The organism is Cloacibacterium rupense (assembly GCF_014645495.1).
Lineage (GTDB): Bacteria > Bacteroidota > Bacteroidia > Flavobacteriales > Weeksellaceae > Cloacibacterium > Cloacibacterium rupense.
On sequence record NZ_BMLV01000002.1, the window covers coordinates 136630 to 150979 of the forward strand.

At 33.0% G+C, this 14350-nt stretch carries 14 protein-coding genes; 9 read left to right on the plus strand and 5 right to left on the minus strand.

Annotated features, from left to right (window positions below):
• The first annotated feature begins 15 nt into the window (after positions 1–15).
• Both IEW40_RS04520 and IEW40_RS04525 read left to right on the plus strand, forming a co-directional pair.
• Positions 16–768 carry an RDD family protein gene (locus tag IEW40_RS04520; RefSeq protein ID WP_188616902.1) on the plus strand — a complete coding sequence of 251 codons (753 nt, stop codon included), beginning with the start codon at positions 16–18 and terminating at the stop codon, positions 766–768.
• Between the two features lie 136 nt (positions 769–904).
• On the plus strand, positions 905–1198 hold the full coding sequence (locus IEW40_RS04525; RefSeq protein ID WP_188616903.1) for a GNAT family N-acetyltransferase: 294 nt from the start codon (positions 905–907) through the stop codon (positions 1196–1198).
• A gap of 30 nt (positions 1199–1228) precedes the next feature.
• Here IEW40_RS04525 and IEW40_RS04530 read toward each other — a convergent pair whose 3' ends face one another.
• The 3 genes from IEW40_RS04530 to smpB form a co-directional block, all read right to left on the minus strand.
• Complete coding sequence (locus IEW40_RS04530) at positions 1229–1969, minus strand: YebC/PmpR family DNA-binding transcriptional regulator (RefSeq protein WP_188616904.1); 741 nt, start codon at positions 1967–1969, stop codon at positions 1229–1231.
• Positions 1970–2060: 91 nt separating this feature from the next.
• Positions 2061–3467 (minus strand): OmpA family protein, encoded by a 1407-nt coding sequence (locus tag IEW40_RS04535; RefSeq protein WP_188616905.1) that lies wholly within the window; start codon positions 3465–3467, stop codon positions 2061–2063.
• 67 nt (positions 3468–3534) lie between these two features.
• Entirely contained in the window at positions 3535–3993 is a 459-nt protein-coding gene (gene smpB, locus IEW40_RS04540) for an SsrA-binding protein (protein ID WP_188616906.1), read from the minus strand.
• Between the two features lie 175 nt (positions 3994–4168).
• Between smpB and IEW40_RS04545 the strand changes: the two genes are divergently transcribed.
• Positions 4169–5794 carry an ABC-F family ATP-binding cassette domain-containing protein gene (locus tag IEW40_RS04545; RefSeq protein WP_188616907.1) on the plus strand — a complete coding sequence of 542 codons (1626 nt, stop codon included), beginning with the start codon at positions 4169–4171 and terminating at the stop codon, positions 5792–5794.
• Between the two features lie 73 nt (positions 5795–5867).
• On the opposite strand, the gene IEW40_RS04550 is transcribed toward IEW40_RS04545, so the two are convergent.
• Positions 5868–6302, minus strand: a complete 435-nt coding sequence (locus IEW40_RS04550; RefSeq protein WP_188616908.1) for a DUF6759 domain-containing protein — start codon at positions 6300–6302, stop codon at positions 5868–5870.
• An 88-nt stretch (positions 6303–6390) separates the two neighbouring features.
• Between IEW40_RS04550 and recJ the strand changes: the two genes are divergently transcribed.
• From recJ to IEW40_RS04580, 6 genes are all read left to right on the plus strand, one after another.
• Entirely contained in the window at positions 6391–8100 is a 1710-nt protein-coding gene (recJ, locus tag IEW40_RS04555) for a single-stranded-DNA-specific exonuclease RecJ (protein WP_188616909.1), read from the plus strand.
• A gap of 59 nt (positions 8101–8159) precedes the next feature.
• Entirely contained in the window at positions 8160–8744 is a 585-nt protein-coding gene (gene nadD / locus IEW40_RS04560) for a nicotinate (nicotinamide) nucleotide adenylyltransferase (RefSeq protein WP_188616910.1), read from the plus strand.
• A gap of 127 nt (positions 8745–8871) precedes the next feature.
• Positions 8872–9210, plus strand: a complete 339-nt coding sequence (locus tag IEW40_RS04565) for a DUF3817 domain-containing protein (protein WP_188616911.1) — start codon at positions 8872–8874, stop codon at positions 9208–9210.
• A 353-nt stretch (positions 9211–9563) separates the two neighbouring features.
• Positions 9564–11792: an outer membrane beta-barrel family protein gene (locus IEW40_RS04570; protein WP_188616912.1), complete on the plus strand. Its 2229-nt coding sequence runs from the start codon at positions 9564–9566 to the stop codon at positions 11790–11792.
• A gap of 16 nt (positions 11793–11808) precedes the next feature.
• Entirely contained in the window at positions 11809–12876 is a 1068-nt protein-coding gene (locus IEW40_RS04575) for a serine hydrolase domain-containing protein (protein WP_188616913.1), read from the plus strand.
• Between the two features lie 69 nt (positions 12877–12945).
• Positions 12946–13377, plus strand: a complete 432-nt coding sequence (locus IEW40_RS04580; RefSeq protein WP_188616914.1) for a GNAT family N-acetyltransferase — start codon at positions 12946–12948, stop codon at positions 13375–13377.
• A gap of 39 nt (positions 13378–13416) precedes the next feature.
• Here IEW40_RS04580 and ctlX read toward each other — a convergent pair whose 3' ends face one another.
• A complete protein-coding gene (gene ctlX, locus IEW40_RS04585) occupies positions 13417–14337 on the minus strand; it encodes a citrulline utilization hydrolase CtlX (protein ID WP_188616915.1) in 921 nt (306 codons plus the stop codon).
• Between the last annotated feature and the right edge of the window lie 13 nt (positions 14338–14350).

The window sequence follows — 14350 nt, forward strand, 5'->3', positions numbered from 1 at the left end:
TAAAATAAAAAAAAAATGGCTCAAATAGAAATTAATACTTCACAAAATGTAAATTTAACTTTCAATGTGGCAAGCATAGGAGAAAGAATCCTTGCTTTTTTTATTGATTTACTCATAAAAATAGCAGGAATGTTCGTCATCTTTTATTCCCTTTTCGAGATTTTCAATTTTGAAACTTACACCAGAGAATGGGATGACTTCTCTATGTACGCTGTATTTATCTTGATTTCATTACCTTTTGATTTCTATACTTTAGCAATGGAAAGTCTAATGGAAGGACAAACCTTAGGTAAAAAAATTCTTAAAATTAAAGTCGTAAAAGTAGATGGTTACCAAGCCAATTTCGGTGATTATCTCATTAGGTGGACTTTTAGAATAATAGACGTTTATATCAGTTCAGGCATGGTAGGCCTCATTACAATGATTGTCAACAAGCACAACCTTAGATTAGGAGACATAGCTTCCGGTACTGCCGTTATTTCTCTCAAAAACAACATCAATATTTCGCACACCATTTTAGAAAAAATCAGCACAGATTACGTGCCCACTTTCCCTCAAGTTATCGCTCTTTCTGATAATGACGTCAGAATCATCAAAGAAAATTTCATCAAAGCAAAAAACGGACAAGACCGCATTATCATAAGTAGACTTACCAATAAAATCCTAGAAACCTTAAAACTCAATAGAGACGACATACCTCTCACCGAAAGCAAATTCATAGACACCGTCATTAAAGATTATAATTTCTACACAGGCAAAGACTTTTAATTTTTTTGGGCAGCTTTTCCGTCCTCCGTTCCCGCTTTTTTGTAAATTAGCCTTAGCTAATTCCATCAAAATTTACAAAAAGAGCTCCACTCAGGCCGGGCTGCACCATTCAACCAATCACAAAAAACCTAAAAAAATGAATACAACCTTTGAAAATCACAAAAACGGAAACGGCGGTTTTATCTCCCTAAAAAACGAAACCGAAGAAATTGGCAGAGCTACTTATACCATTTCCCCCGAAAATAATTTATTAATCATTTCTTACGTAATGGTATATCCCAAATTTGGCGGACAAGGTTTCGGAAAAAAATTAGTAGAAGAATCTATACAATTTGCCAGAGAAAACAAGTGGCAAGTAAACCCGCATTGTTCTTACGCACGTTCTGTAATGACAAGAATGCAAGGCATAGAAGATGTTTTCACCAAATAAAAAAGTCGCAAAATTTGCGACTTTTTAGTTTTATAGAGAATCCATCAATTCATCTGTAATTTCCATATTGTGGTAAACGTTTTGCACATCATCATCCTCTTCGAAACGATCTAGCATCTTCATATTCGCTTTAAATTGATCTTCGTTTACTTCTTTTGTATTGTTGGCAATTCTTTGCAATTCTGCACTTTTAGCTTCAATTCCTAGCTCATCTAATTTATGAGACATAGAACCAAAATCTTCAAAAGCTGTAGTAATCATCACTTCTTCTTCATCACTATCTATTTCTTCTGCACCACCATCAATCATTTCCATCTCAAAATCATCCCAATCCATTTTGATTAAAGATTTATCAATAGTAAAAATTCCTTTTCTGTCAAAGATAAAAGCTAGTTCACCATTCTTACCAAGATTTCCATCAAATTTATTGAAAATAGCTCTTACATTAGCCACAGTTCTGGTAGGATTATTGGTAGTACACTCTACGAAAAACGCAACGCCACCTTGTCCGTAACCTTCATAAGTAACCTCATCATAATGTTCAGCGTCTGCACCGGAAGCTTTTTTTATTGCCCTTTCTACATTATCTTTAGGCATATTAGCTCCTTTAGCATTTTGAATGCATCTTCTAAGAGCAGGGTTAGATTCGGGATCAGGACCGCCAGCTTTTACAGCGATAGCGATATCTTTCCCAATTTTTGAAAAAGTTTTGGCCATTTTATCCCAACGGGCCATTTTTGAAGCTTTTCTATATTCGAATGCGCGTCCCATAATTATAAATTTACGAATGCAAAAATACAAAATTTAGCACAAAAAAACACCCTCAAAAATGAGGGTGCTTATTATTTTGAAAAATAATTAATTATTTTTTCTTTTTAGCTGGAGCTTTTTTAGCTGGAGCAGGAATATCATGTTTAGGTAATGATTCCCAAAGAGAAGTAATTTCTTCAACTACTACTTTTCTGTCTTTTAATCTAGCTTCATCAGATGCAGTTGCTGGCTCTGTAGCTTGAGCAGATCCAACTCCTCTAGATTTTAATTGATCAGCAGATACACCTCTAGCTTCTAGAGCTTTAACTACAGCAGCAGCTCTTTCTCTTGAAAGTTTTAAGTTGTAAGCATCAGATCCTTTTTTATCAGTATGACCGATTACTAAATATTTACCGTTACCATATTGTTTAAGATATGCAGCAGCAGCATCTAATTTAGGTTCAGCCTCTGGTCTTAATGTAGCTTTGTTAAAGTTGAATAAGATGTCTTTAAGTTGTCCTGTTACATCTTCAGCTACTTTTCTTGGGCAACCTTTAAGCTCAACTAATCCAGGAACTGTAGGACACTCATCATCTTTGTCTAATACACCGTCTCCGTCTGTATCTGGCCAAGGACAACCTTTGTTTTCTACTGGACCTGCTACGTTAGGACAAGCATCATCTTTATCTAATACACCGTCGCCATCAGTATCTGGCCAAGGGCAACCATTGTTTTCTACTGGACCTGCAACTTCAGGACAGTTATCATCTTTATCAGCGATACCATCACCATCAGTATCTGGACATCCTTGGAATTGAGCTAAACCAAATACATCTGGACAAGCATCATCTTTGTCTTTAATACCATCTTTATCTCTATCGTTGTTTCCAAATCTGAATAAGATAGAAGCTCCAGCTTGCCAGAAGTTGATATCACCTCCTTTGTTAGTTGGAGAAGAAACATAATCACCTTGTAAATTTAAACCAAAGTTTTTAGTTAACCAGAAATTAGAACCGATACCTCCTGCTGCAGTGAAGTGATTAGCTTTTACTAAATCACCATCTTTGTTAACAAGACCTGTACCTTCATAATCATGTCTTAAATAATTAGCTCCTACTCTTAAGTATGGATCAAACCAAGATTCTTCATTCCAGAAACCAGCTAATTTAAATTGTAAACCAAGACCAGTTTGTAAGAAGAATTCTTTACCCATTCCAACTTTCTTATTATCAACATTACCAACTGTAGTAAGCCAATCTAAAACAAAAAACTTGTTTAAGTTTCTAGCAACAGTTAATCTTGATAATGGTGGAGTAATTGTAAAATTATTGATTTTATAAAGTTCTCCTCCGTTACCACCGAATGCAGTAGAGAAAACATCTCCAAATTTACCAGTAGCAACGTGATTCTCACCATGTGCACCTACTCCAATAACCCACGGGTTAGAAGTAGTTTGAGCGAAAGCAGTAGAGGCAAATGATAATGCCAATGCTGTAATTCCTAATTTTAGATTTTTCATAGAATTAAATGATTAAATAATTGATAATGCAAAATAAACACAAATTCTCGTTATAAACAAAGTTTTTTTAAACTTTCTTGAGAATTCTTTCTAAATTTCTTTTATTTTCTCTGTTTTTAATAGTTTCTCTTTTATCAAATAGCTTTTTCCCTCTACCTAAGGCTATTAACAACTTTGCTTTTCCCCTGTCGTTTATATAAAGTTTCAACGGAACTATGGTATTACCAACATCCTTAAGTTTTCTTTCCCATTTTTGCAATTCCCTTTTGTGCAATAGGAGTTTACGCTCTCTTTTAATCTTGTGATTATAGAAAGTCCCTAATTTGTATTCATCTATACTCATATTAACCACAAAAAGCTCACCTTCAATAAATTGGCAAAAACTTTCTGTAATGGAAGCTTTTGAAGAACGTAAAGCCTTTATCTCTGTGCCAGTAAGCACAATCCCAGACTCTAACTGTTCGATTATTTCATACTCGAATTTAGCTCTTTTATTAAGAATATTTATTGTTTTTTCAATCTTCATAAACACTGCGTTTTGTAGCAATTATTATTCCAAATATACTAATTTTATTGACAAAAACCTGTTTTTAAACTTATTAAAATGATAATCAGAAAATTAAAAATTAGCATTCATCTTCGCATTGGGAACTCATATCCCAAAATCTTTTCTTAATTTTGCACCAAATTTACAAAACTTTATGTTAACAGTATCTAATTTATCATTACAATTCGGGAAAAGAGTACTATTTGACGAGGTAAACATCATGTTTACAAAAGGTAATTGCTATGGCATTATTGGTGCAAATGGTGCTGGAAAATCTACTTTTCTCAAAATTTTAACCGGAAAACAAGAGCCTACCACAGGAAATGTGTCTTTAGAACCTGGCAAAAGAATGTCTGTTCTAGAGCAAGACCACTTCGCATACGACAATTATACCGTATTAGAAACCGTTTTAAGAGGTAACAAAAAATTATTTGAAATCAAAGAAGAAATGGATGCGCTCTATGCAAAACCAGATTTTTCTGATGAAGACGGTATAAAAGCTGGCGAACTAGGCGTTATCTATGATGAAATGGGCGGCTGGAATTCTGAATCAGATGCACAGACTATGCTTTCAAACGTAGGTATTAAAGATGAAATGCATTGGCAAATGATGGGTGAATTAGAGAATAAAGATAAAGTAAAGGTTTTATTGGCTCAAGCTTTATTTGGAAATCCAGACGTTTTAATTCTAGATGAACCTACCAATGACCTCGATATAGATACTATTGCTTGGCTTGAAGATTTTTTAGCGGATTATGAAAATACCGTAATTGTAGTATCTCACGACCGTCACTTTTTAGATAGTGTATGTACACACATTGGTGATTTAGATTACTCTAAGTTGAACCTTTACACAGGTAATTACTCTTTCTGGTACCAAGCTTCTCAATTAGCAACTAGACAACGTCAACAAGCTAACAAAAAGGCAGAAGAAAAGAAAAAAGAATTACAAGATTTCATCGCAAGGTTTAGTTCTAACGTTGCTAAAGCTAAACAAGCAACTGCTAGAAAGAAAATGATTGATAAACTTAATATAGATGATATAAAGCCTACTTCTAGAAGATATCCTGCAATTATTTTTGAAATGGAAAGAGAAGCAGGTGACCAAATCTTAGAAGTAAAAGATTTAGAAAAAACTAAAGATGGCGAATTGCTTTTCTCTGATGTAGATTTTAAACTAAAGAAGGGTGATAAAGTGGCTATTATTTCTAAAAACTCATTGGCTATTTCAGAATTTTTCCAAATAATCTCTGGTAATTCTGCCGCTGATAAAGGGGAGTTCAACTGGGGAGTTACCACCAATCAATCTTACATGCCATTAGATAATACAGACTTTTTCCAAGACAAAAGTTTGAATTTAGTAGATTGGTTAAGACAATTTACAAAAAATGACGAAGAAAGACACGAGGAATTTATGCGTGGTTTCTTAGGAAGAATGTTATTCTCTGGTGACGAAGCTTTGAAGTCTTGTACTGTACTTTCGGGAGGTGAAAAAATGAGATGCATGTTCTCTAGAATGATGCTTCAAAAAGCAAACGTTTTACTTTTAGATGAGCCAACCAACCACTTAGACCTAGAAAGTATTACTACACTGAACAACTCGTTGTCAAACTTCAAAGGAAACATTTTATTGGCCTCTCATGACCACGAAATGCTACAAACCGTTTGTAACAGAATCATAGAACTTACACCAAAAGGTGTTATCGATAGAGACATGACTTACGATGAATATCTTGAAGATAAAAAAATAAAAGAACTTCAACAACAGATGTATTCATAAAAAAGTAAATTATTTTACATTGAAATTTACACTTATAAATGGTAAAACCGCTCAAAAACGAGCGGTTTTGTTATTAATTTCTTAGTTTGATTGTAACTGATGTATCGGCATTTTTCACCTGATCATATCTAGCATTACAAACCTGACCGCTCAGTCTATAAACTCCTTTTTTAACTACTACACCTCTTATTTTACCTGCAGCAATTGGCACTTTTTTATAATAGCCATTTCCGCTTACCGTAATTACAATATTGCATGCAGAAGCATTTTCTATTACAATTGCAGCATTACTACTAGCTGCGTCATCACTTAAAAGTTCAGACAAAACAGACGCAGAATCTTCTTGATAATTTGCTGCAACTTCCTGATATTCTCGTTCAGCTTGCGCAGAAGACGATGAACCATAGCCACCTCCTTGGTAAATCCCTGGCGAGCTCAAAATTGTTCCTAAAGAATCACAACTTATCAATAAAAATGACAAGAAGGAAATGTAAAATAGTTTTTTCATTTTTAAATAGTTTATAAAGTAAAGTTAATTTTTTTATAGAATTAATCTATAAACTTTTGTAAAATATTTTCTGTATTTTTGTGAGATTATGAGTTTAAAATGGATTTATAAACCTGAACCTGACGAAGAAATTGTAGACCGTATAAGTTCTTCAATTGGCTTTGGCACACTTGAATCTAAAATATTGGTTTTAAGAGATATAGACAATTATCAAAAAGCTAGAGAATTCTTCAAACCAAAATTAGAAGACATCCATAGTCCGTTTTTAATGGCTGATATGCAAAAAGCTGTAGAACGTATAGCCTCTGCAATAGAAAACGGTGAAAAAATTCTAGTTTACGGTGATTATGACGTAGATGGCACCACAGCGGTAGCTCTTATGTACCTTTATCTTTCAAAAATTGTTGGCAAAAAATACCTTGATTTTTATATTCCTGATAGAAATTTAGAAGGCTACGGCGTATCAGATGAAGGAATAAATTATGCTAAAGAAAATAATTTCAGTTTAATAATAGCGCTAGACTGCGGTATAAAAGCCATTGACAAGGTAGATTACGCCAATTCTCTAGGTATAGATTTCATTATCTGCGACCACCATTTACCAGGAGATGAGCTACCAAAAGCAGTTGCTGTTTTAGACCCAAAAAGAAACGATTGCAGATATCCTTACAAAGAACTTTCTGGCTGTGGAGTTGGCTTTAAGCTTTGTCAAGGTCTCAATACCATTTATAAAATTCCTGAAAGCGAACTTTATGATTTAACAGACTTGCTTGCCATTTCTATTGCTGCAGACATTGTAGCAATGACAGGCGAGAACAGAGTTTTGGCGAAACTTGGCCTTAAAACTTTAAGAAAAACCAGAAATCTTGGCTTGAGACTTCTAATTCCACAAGAAAAAATTTCAACGTTTGACATCTCTAATATCGTTTTCGAGATTGCTCCGAAAATTAATGCCGCTGGTAGAATTTCTCATGGTAAAGCTGCTGTAAAATTGATGATTTCTGAAAATTTAAAACAAGCTCACGAAATTGTGAGTGACATTTTAGATTTAAATGATTCTAGAAGAGAATTAGATGCCAACATCACCATTTCGGCAACCAATCAAGTAGTTGAAACCAATCAAGAAAATAATTTTTCTACCATAGTTTATCATCCAGAATGGAATAAGGGTGTAATTGGCATTGTAGCTTCCAGACTTACAGAAGTCTATTACAAACCTACTCTAGTTTTTACTGATGGTAATAATGGTGAAATGGTAGCTTCTGCCAGAAGTGTTTCTGATTTTGATGTACACGAAGCTCTAGACCTCTGCAGTGAGTATTTCTTAAAATTTGGTGGTCATCAAGCTGCTGCCGGACTTTCTATGGAAAAAGACAAGTTCGAAGCTTTTAAAATCAAATTTGAAAAAGTAGTTGCTGAAAGAATAAAAGAACATCAAAAAGAACCTTCTATTAGCATAGATACGACCATTGAAATAGAAGACCTCAACCGTGAGTTTTTTAATTTTCATAGAAAATTAGCACCTTTTGGGCCGCATAATATGAAACCCGTTTTAGAATTAAAAAATCAAAAAGTCTCTGGTTATGTAAAAACAATGGGTAAAGATGGCGGTCATTTAAAATTCTACATTCACCAACCGGTTTCGGGTAGAAATATAGAGTGTATCGGTTTCAAACTAGGTGATTATATGGAAGATTTCAAAACCAAATCTTTCGACCTAGCCTTTACGGTAGAAGAAAACCACTGGAAAGGAAATGTAACATATTATTTGAATATTCGTGATGTGAAATTTCATTAGAGATACGAGATACTTGTTACGAGGTAATAACTTGGAATTCAAAACTCGAACCTAAATATATGAAAAAAATCGGACTCTTTTTTGGCTCATTTAATCCCATACATATTGGCCATTTGATTTTGGCAAACTACATTTTAGAAAATTCTGATATGGAAGAACTTTGGTTTGTAGTTTCACCTCAAAATCCCTTTAAAGACAAAAAATCTCTTTTGAGCGACCACAATAGACTAGACATGGTGCAATTGGCGGTGAAAAATTACCCAAAAATGCGTGCATCTAACATAGAATTTTCTTTACCAAAGCCAAGTTATACCATAGATACACTTACCTATCTCAAAGAAAAGTATCCTGATTATTCTTTCGCATTAATTATGGGAGAAGACAACCTGGATTCTTTACCCAAATGGAAAAATTCTGAAAAATTGGTTTCAGACTATCAAATTATTGTTTATCCGAGAACTTTCGAAGGAGAAAAAAAAGACAGTGAATATCTAAAGCATCAAAATATTCATCAAATAAATGCTCCAATTATAGAACTTTCTGCCACAGAAATCCGAAATATGATTAAGGAAGGCAAAAATGTGAGACCAATGCTTCCGCCAGAAGTCTTTGAATATTTAGATGGGAGCAGTTTTTATAAATAAGTTGGGCGATGGAAGCTGGAAGTTTTTGTAGATTATTTTAAAATGTTGTTTCCAAGATATTTATTCAGCAATGGAATAAATCTTTATTTTTGCAACTCCTAATCCGAACCACGTAACTCATAACTCTATGAACTTCATCGAAAATTTTTTCTCAAAATATCCTCAAGAAAAACTTACAAAATGGTTTCACCAAGTTTGTATTGCAGAAGCAATCTCTTGGTTGCTGCTATTCTCTGCAATGGTCTGGATTCGAGAGGATAAAGATGGGATTTTACCTATTATTTACATCAGCGTAATGGGAAGCATTCACGGTTTGTTTTTTACATTGTATCTACTTTTGGCTGTGCCTGCAAGAAAAATCTACCATTGGGATGACGAAGATTCTGTTTTTGCACTTTTAGCCGCATTTTTTCCTTTGGCTACCATTTGGATTGAAAAAAAATTAGCGAGATTTGATAGAGATTAATAAAATGATAGTTTTTTCTAATAGTTAAGTGGAATTTTTCCACTTTTTTTATTTCTAAATGTAACACTTCCATTATTTTAATTGTCTTTTCATTTAAGGATAAAACTTTCAGTTAAAATTTTTACCATTGAAAATCAAGCAATTAAACCAAATTTTAAAATTTAACACTACTTTGTATTGCATAATACTAAAATATTAACATATCTTTGCAATGTAAATTATTAAACAAAACAAATATCTATTTAAAACTTTCAACTAAACACCACAAAAAAGCCGCAGAACAAAAACCTATAAAACACCAAATCACAAAATAGTAACCAAACTGCGGCTTTTTACATTGAAAACAAATTATTATGAAAAGAATCACCATCACTGTAGCATTATTTACTTTGATTTTCACCAATGCTCAACAAGTAAAAAAAGACTCCACAAATACTAAAGAAATACAAGGAGTAACCATGACCAAAAAGGTTTTTCAGAAAAAAGCTGATAGAATGGTCTTTGACGTAGCTGCATCACCAATCGCAAAAGGCACTACAGGTTTTGATCTCTTGAAAGAAACCCCTATGGTTTCTTCTACGGACAATTCTACGCTTAAAATTTTAGGAAAAAATGAATCTATTATTTTCATAAATGGCAGAAAATCTAACATGGAACCTGAAGCTGTGATAGAAATGCTAAAAAATATGCCTTCCGAAAACATTTCTAAAATTGAAGTCATTACAATGCCATCAAGCGAATTTCAGGTAGAAGGAAACCAAGGAATCATCAACATTATTCTTAAGAAAAAACCAACAGATGGAACCAATGGAAACATAAGGTTCGAGGATAACCAAGGATATTACAATAATCCCTCTGGCTCTGTAACAATTAATTACAGAAAAGATAAATTAGGAATAAGTGGTAGCATAAATGGAGGTAAATACACCCAACAACAATACTATATCCTGAGCAATGGAAATAAAGACTTTAAACAAACTTCTGAAGGAAACGTTACCGGACCTAGAACTTATTTAGGAGGATATATCAATCTAGACTACCAAGTAAATGAAAGACAAAATTTAAGTTTTTCTTATAACCACAGAAACAGATGGGGAAATAATTTCCGCTCTAATCTTTACAATGAATTAACAACTTATACTGGTGGAACTGCCAACATTCTAGAAAGAACCAGAACTGAAAACTTAACAGAAGATAACAGCACTAATGACTCTTTTAATCTCAATTACGAATTAAAAACTGATGATAAAGGAAGTAAACTTAGTTTAAGCTCTTCTTATCTTCATTATAATAAAACTGAAGACAATGTTAATAACACCTATGAATTAGACGCTAACAAAAATATTATAAATACCAAGTTAAAATTCTTACAAAAAACCCCTTTGGTGATTGATAATTTAGGATTTCTTGCAGACTATGTTCAAAAACTTAAAAATGAATACACACTAAGTTTTGGAGCAAGCTATAATACCACCAAAACGGACAGTGACACTTATTACGAAAACCTAATTCCTCCCACCGGAAAAGACCCAAATCAATCTAATCACTTCATATATAGAGAAAAAATAACAGGAGTTTATCTAACTTTAGAAAAAAACTTTGGAGAAAAACTATCCGGAAAAATAGGCACCCGTTTTGAAAACACGAATGCTGATGGAAATGTAATTGATAAGAACATCAATATTGAAAGAAATAATAATAATTTCTTACCATATCTAAGCGTAAATTATAACCCAACTCAGAACCACAACATCTCTTATAGCTTTGGCAGTAGAGTAAGCAGACCTGCTTTTTGGGCGCTAAATCCCGCTAGAATTTACCTTACTGCTACCAACTATGTACAAAATAACCCTTTCACAAAACCTGAAATCTATTATAATAATGAATTGATGTATATGTACAAAAATTCTTATTTCATAACTGCTTCATACAATTACACCTCTAATGCATCAGAGCAAATCCCATTACATGGAGTAAATCAAAACGGCGACAATGTCTTAGCATATATAAGAAGTAATTATGGTAACAAACAAGAATTTGGGCTTACGTTTGGACTTCAAAAACAATTTTTCAAAGGAATCTGGAGTGCTAATCACACGCTTACTTTAGGTCATAATACTTATAAAGGCTCTGTAGATGGTGATCCTACTGATACACAAAATTTAGTAACTTTTGAAAAAAACGTCATTGATAAGTCAGCAAATTATTATCAATTACAAGTGATTAATAATATAAGATTAAGTTCTAAAAAAGATTGGTTCTTGGGTGCAAATTACTTCTACTTATCACCTCTTGAAATAGAAATTGGAAGATTAAAACCCATTCATGGTGCAGAAATTTCTTTGAAGAAAATAATGGATAACTGGACTTTCAATTTACAATTAAGAGACGTTTTCGGTACTAATAGAAACAGAATTTACGGAGAAGATGGTAGTGGAAACTATAACACAGTAGACCAAAATCCTTATAACAGACAGTTGGTTTTTACAGCTACATATAATTTCGGCAATCAAAAACTTCAAAAAGTAAGAAAAGCTGAAGGTGCAAATGAAGAAATCAAACAAAGAACCGGCGGAAATTAATTTTAACTAAAAAACAATGAAAAAAATATTTCTATTTCTCCTCATAAGTTTGGCATTTTACAATTTGCCAGCTCAAAAATTCGAAAAAAAATTAGATAGCCTAATTTCTGTAGAATTTAAAGAAAAAGATGGTCCTGGTCTTGTTTTTCTGGTATCAAAAAACGGAAAAGCAATCTATGAAAAGGCTATAGGAAAAGCCAATCTAGAATTAAATGTAGATTTAAAAAATGAAAATGTTTTCCAGATTGCTTCTATGACCAAACAATTTACCGCTGTTGCTATTTTGATTTTAGAAGAACAAGGCAAATTAAATGTGAATGAAACTGTATCTAAGTACATACCTGATTACCCGAATGGAGACAAAATCACGATTCATCATCTTTTAACACATACCTCAGGGATTAAAGATTTTACTAAAATAAAAGCCTTAAAGGATATTTCTCAAAAAGAAATGACTCCAGAGATGATGGTAGATTTTTTTAAAAATGAAAAAGTAGATTTCTTACCTGGCGAAAAATTTGAATACAATAATTCTGGTTATGTTCTTCTTGGATATATCATAGAATTAGTATCAAAAGAATCTTACGAAAATTTCCTTAAAAAAAATATTTTCGATAAAGCTGGAATGAAAAACACTTTTTATGCTACCGATAGACAAATCGTTAAAAATAGAGCTTATGGATATCACAAAAAAGAATCTGGTTATGTAAACAAAACAGTAATCAGCTATAGCATTCCTTTTTCTTCGGGTGCATTAATGTCGACATCAGCAGATTTATTGAAATGGCAAAACGCCTTAACTCAAAATAAATTATTAAAAAAAGAAAACTTAGAAAAAGCTTTTAGAAAAAACCATCTTAACAACGGAGAAGAATTTTCTTACGGCTATGGTTGGCATTTAAAAGATATAAAAGGAATCCCAACCAGAGAACATGGCGGTCATCTTTTCGGGTTCAAATCAATGGCAGTTTATATTCCATCTAAAGATATTTATGCAGTTACGCTCAGCAATTGTGATTGTAATTCACCAACAGAAATTACAAAGAAAATAGCAGAAATTATGCTTAAGAATTATTCAAACTAAATTATTTCTCATATTAAATTTTTCTCACCAACTCACTGTATATTACAGTGGGTTTTCTATTTTTGTAAGATGATATATAGACCAGCAAACACACAAGACATTCCACAGATACAATTTGTAAGAAATTCAGTTAAGGAAAACCAACTATCTAATCCGGCTTTAATTCCTGATGAAATGGTAGAAGAATTTATTACCAAACGTGGAAAAGGTTTCGTCTGTGAATTAGACAACAAAATTGTAGGATTTTCGATTGTAGATTTCGTAGAAAATAATGTTTGGGCGCTATTTATCTTACCAAATTCTGAAGGAAAAGGCATTGGTAAAAAACTCCATCAACTAATGCTAGATGAATATTTCAACAAAACCAAAGAAACCATTTGGCTTTCTACAGAGGCTAATTCTAGAGCAGAAACCTTTTACAAAAAACAAGGCTGGAAAAACGCTGGCTTTCACGGAAACGAAGTGAAATTTGAAATGAGTTTTGAAGATTGGGGAAAATAAAAGCACCGAAAACTTCAGTGCTTTATTCCATAACATTATTTATTTCTTCTCCAAAAAAACCTCAGCCAACATACATCTTGCACTTCCACCTCCATTGGTTTCTATAGTCTCTAAATCTGAATAAATAATTTCAGAATATTTCTCAATGTTCGAAATTTGTTCTGTTGTTAAAGATTGATATGCCGATTGAGACATCACCAAAAATTTCTTGCCTTCAGAATTCTGTACTTGAAGCATATTTCCTGCGAATTGTTGCATTTGGTTTTCAGAAATTTCTATGATTTCTTTCCCTGAATTTACTATAGTATTCACCACTTTTACTCTTTCCATTTCGTCATCAATACAATCTAAACAAATCACTACGAATTGATCTGCAACGCACATCATTACATTGGTGTGATAAATTGGTAATCTTTCATTGTTAGCTGTTTGATAAGAATGAAAAACCACAGGATTAAAACCAAATTTTTCACAAAAATCACGGAATAATTGTTCATCAAGTCTTAAAGAAACTGAACCATAAGCCAATTTATTCTCGTGATCGAAAATCATACTTCCTGTTCCTTCCAGAAATTTTCCTTCGTTTTCAGGAGCAGATAAGTCTATAATTTCCTTCACTTTGAAATCGTTTTGTAGCATTTCTAAAATATTATTTCTGCGTTCCCAACGCCTGTTTACGGCACACATTGGGTAGAGAACTACCGTTCCGTCTTGATGCATAGAAATCCAATTATTTGGGAAAATAGAATCTGGTGTGTGAGGTTCTAAAGTATCTTTCACCGTAATAACATTAATACCTTTGCTTCTTAGTTTTTCTACAAAATTGTTGAATTCTTGCAACGCCTTCGTTTGCGTTTCAGCATTCTCTGAATTGATTTGAAAGTAATTATTTTGTGCAGTTTCGGCATTGAAACCAAAAGCTGCTGGTTCAATCATAAGAACAGTATCTGTAGTTTGCATTTTCATAAATTTT